The organism is Candidatus Proelusimicrobium excrementi, from assembly GCF_937881865.1.
Lineage (GTDB): Bacteria > Elusimicrobiota > Elusimicrobia > Elusimicrobiales > Elusimicrobiaceae > Proelusimicrobium > Proelusimicrobium excrementi.
Window position 1 is genome coordinate 1 of the sequence record NZ_CALGEO010000018.1, and the last position, 3,511, is coordinate 3,511.

General features: G+C 45.3%; 3 protein-coding genes. 1 reads left to right on the plus strand and 2 read right to left on the minus strand.

Translation table 11 applies throughout. The features are described from left to right. Window positions 1-230 precede the first annotated feature (230 nt). Both ACQY26_RS01295 and ACQY26_RS01300 read right to left on the minus strand, forming a co-directional pair. Window positions 231-836, minus strand: a complete 606-nt coding sequence (locus tag ACQY26_RS01295) for a LexA family protein (protein ID WP_428047276.1) — start codon at window positions 834-836, stop codon at window positions 231-233. A 158-nt stretch (window positions 837-994) separates the two neighbouring features. Then, window positions 995-2,371 carry an MFS transporter gene (locus ACQY26_RS01300; RefSeq protein WP_428047277.1) on the minus strand — a complete coding sequence of 459 codons (1,377 nt, stop codon included), beginning with the start codon at window positions 2,369-2,371 and terminating at the stop codon, window positions 995-997. 235 nt (window positions 2,372-2,606) lie between these two features. Between ACQY26_RS01300 and ACQY26_RS01305 the strand changes: the two genes are divergently transcribed. Beyond that, window positions 2,607-3,335, plus strand: a complete 729-nt coding sequence (locus ACQY26_RS01305) for an SIR2 family NAD-dependent protein deacylase (protein ID WP_428047278.1) — start codon at window positions 2,607-2,609, stop codon at window positions 3,333-3,335. Window positions 3,336-3,511: the final 176 nt, after the last annotated feature.

A 3,511-nucleotide genomic window follows, 5' to 3' on the forward strand; every position in this document is an offset into this window, starting at 1 on the left:
CTCTTTTAAAAATCAGAGCGGCGCAAGGTGCAGTATAAGGCTTTGCTTAACCTAACTATGCCGCCGAAGGCGGCGAGGTATCCGAACTAAAGAAAAGGCTAAAATCAGGCCAAAGGTAAAAGCAAATTGTAAGCTGGAATGATTGCTGTTCAGACGGAAACCTAAAACAAAAAACGGCGCTCTTAAAAGAGCGCCGAAACATTTGCAATATGCCTGTATTTTTAAGGTTTTTAAATCCCGCGTTTTAAAACGCTTCTTACTATGCCGTCTATCTTAAGGGAATCTTTATCCGCTATTATGGGGGCGTATTTGCGGTTATCCGATACCAGCAGTATATTGCCGCTGCGTCCGTCTTTTACAAAACGCTTTACCATAGTTTCCCCGTTGTTGGAACAGACTATAACGTCCCTTTGATTGGGAGTATTGCTCTTTTCCACTATAAGCCAATCTTTGGGGTTTATTAAGTCCGTCATAGAATCCCCTTTGGCTTCCACCATAAAACCTTTGCATACCGGGAAGTTTACCATCGCCGGATCCACGGGGACTACTCTGCTGGGAGTGCCGTCAAGTATCGTTCCGGCCGGGCCGCATTTTGCCATTCCGTAAAGCGGAAGGTATATTACGTTTTCCTCGGTATCGTTTATATAATACTGCTGGGCGTTGTTTGCACTGCGGGTTATATAGCCCTTTTTTTCAAGCTGGGTTATGTGATAATGCACCACGCTTTTGCTTGAGATATCCATTTGCAGGGCAAGTTCTTCCATGGTAAGAGGATTATCCTGATGTTCTTTAAGCAGTTTAAGCAGTTTTTCCTGATTAGGGTGGAGTTTTTTCATAAACATTCCTTAAGGTTAAAATAAAAATTGTTTATTTTTACGCGTTCTATATTTTGTTCTAAAAATATCCTAGAAAATAAATTTGTTTTTTGCAAGCCCCTTATGACGCAAAAAGCCCCCGTCTAAAACGGGGGCTTTGCAGATTGAAAAAACTTCGCTTATTTTGAAATTCCGGCTGATTCCTTTTTCCAAGTTGTGGAGATCAACGCGCCGGCTATGATACAAGATATTATGCAGGAAACGAATACGCCTTGCCAGCCGTAATGCTTGCTGATGAAAGCCGCGCCGCTGGAAGATAACATCGCGCCGAAATAACCGAACATGCCGGTAAAACCGCACGCCGCGGAAACGGATTCCTGCGTTACGATACGGCTGGTCTGTACGCCGCCGGCCAAGTTCTGAGGGCCGTCCACGAAGAAACCGATAAAAGCCGCGAGTAAGGACGTCCAGAAAAACGCGTCGGTGCCGGCGAGTTTGTAAAAGCCCCAGCAGCTTGCCGCGAGTATGGTCAAATAAATAAGATTCATTTGAGTGCAGCGGCCCTGGAATAATTTATCCGCCAGATAACCGGCTACGATACCGCCCGGCATACCGAGGAAAGGCATCCATTTCAAAGCGGAAACGGCGGCGGCTTGGGTAAAGCCTCTGTCTTCCACCAAGAAGAGCGTGCCCCAGTCCAAAGTGGCGAAACGTACATAGTAGACAAATACGTAAGAAACCGCCAAAGCCCATAAGAACGGATTGCTGAAGACGTGTTTTTTGAGGATTTCCCAATGGGAAAGGCCCGTGTCTTTTTTAATCGGCATAGGGTCGTTTTTGTACTCGTCAATAGGCGGCAAACCTACCGTGGTGGGTTTGTCGGTAAGGAAGAATAACAGGAAAATACTGTAAGATATACCCATAATGGCGGGTATAATGAAAGCCATTCTCCATAAATCGAATTTAAGTAAATATGTTATCAATACGCCTACGAAGAAAGCCCCGAAGGTGTGGCTGGAGGACCATAAAGTCCATTTGGTGGCCCTTTCACTGGGGGAGAACCAATATACCAAGCCTTTGGCTACCGGAGGGAACCCCATGGATTGGAATACGCCGTTTAACCCCCACGCAAAAGCCGCTATGCCGACCAACGGTATGGCGATATGCATATTTGAAAGCCAGCCTTGGAACTGCGGCAGGAAGGGGAAAGCCAAGTTTATCAGCGAGGAGCAGAACAGCCCCAAAGCCATTACGGACCTTATATTGCATTTGTCCGCCATGACGCCGCTTAAAAACTTGCCTACGCCGTAGGTGGCGTATATCGTGGTGCCGATGATACCGAGTTGGATTATGTCAAACCCGAAATTATCTTTAAGCGCAGGTTTTACGAAGTCAAGGTTTTTCCTTGTAAAGTAAAAGAGCGCGTAGCCGAAGTACATACCGAAGAACATCTTTATACGCCAAATCGTATAAGTTCTTTTTATCGTTTTTTCATCCGTTAATCTTTGGTCAGCATCTTTAAGAGGCTTCATCCAGTTGATAAACTTTGATAACATATATTCTCCTGTTATAATATACAAAGGCAAGGCAAAATAAACGCTCGCCGATTAAAATTTAGGGGCGTTTTGCGTTGTAAGCCGTCATTTTGTCTTGCTTTTGAGTCTACAAGAGAATTGTAACATAAAATCCTTTTAAACACAATGAAGATTTTTCCCCTTTTTACCGTCTTAAAATTAATCGTTAAAAACCGCAGTTGATTTTTTGCCGGCTATTTGATAATTTTATCTTTATATGCTGAAAGAAACGGCAGAAATTATTAAGAACGCCAAGTTCCTTACCGCCTTTACGGGGGCGGGTATTTCCGTGGAGAGCGGCATTCCCCCTTTCCGCGGCGCGGGCGGCCTTTGGGAACGTTATGACCCTTCCGCCATTGATATTGATTTCTTTTACGCCAATCCCAAAGAATCCTGGCGCGAAATGAAGAAAATATTTTTTGATTCCATGGGCAAGGCCGAACCGAACATCGCCCATAAAACGCTTGCCGCCTGGGAAAAAAGGGGCCTTCTTAAAGGCGTAATAACGCAGAATATAGATAATCTGCACCAGCGCGCGGGAAGCATAAACGTAAAAGAATTTCACGGTACGATAAATTATTTGATTTGCACGGGCTGCGGCAAGCGGTATCATATAAACGAAGTCGATTTAAAGGCGGAACTCCCCTCCTGCAAATCTTGCGGGGCCGTGCTTAAGCCTGATTTTATATTTTACGGCGAGGGCATAAATCCGCGCGTTTACCAAGCAAGCGCGGAACTTGCCTATGCGACGGACGTTATGATTGTAGTCGGCACTTCAGGCGAGGTTATGCCCGCCTGCGCCCTGCCGCTGACGGCCAAACGCAACGGAGCTAAAATAATAGAAATAAACACTTTGCCGTCTTCTTACACTGCTGGCGTAAGCGATTTCTATTTTGAGCAAAAAGCCGGGGACTTCTTTAAAAACATTGCAAAATTGTTAGAATAATAGTATATTTATGAGGATTCCACAGGCCCTGCCCTTACCCCCGGCAGGGCCACCCTTATTATGTTTTGCGTCGTCTTTTGCGTTTTAACTTCGTTTTCACCCCCTTCGGATACCTCGGGCTCCGCCCTTTAACAGTATACGCTCGGGGGTTCAGGCCTCGTTAAAACGCAAAATAC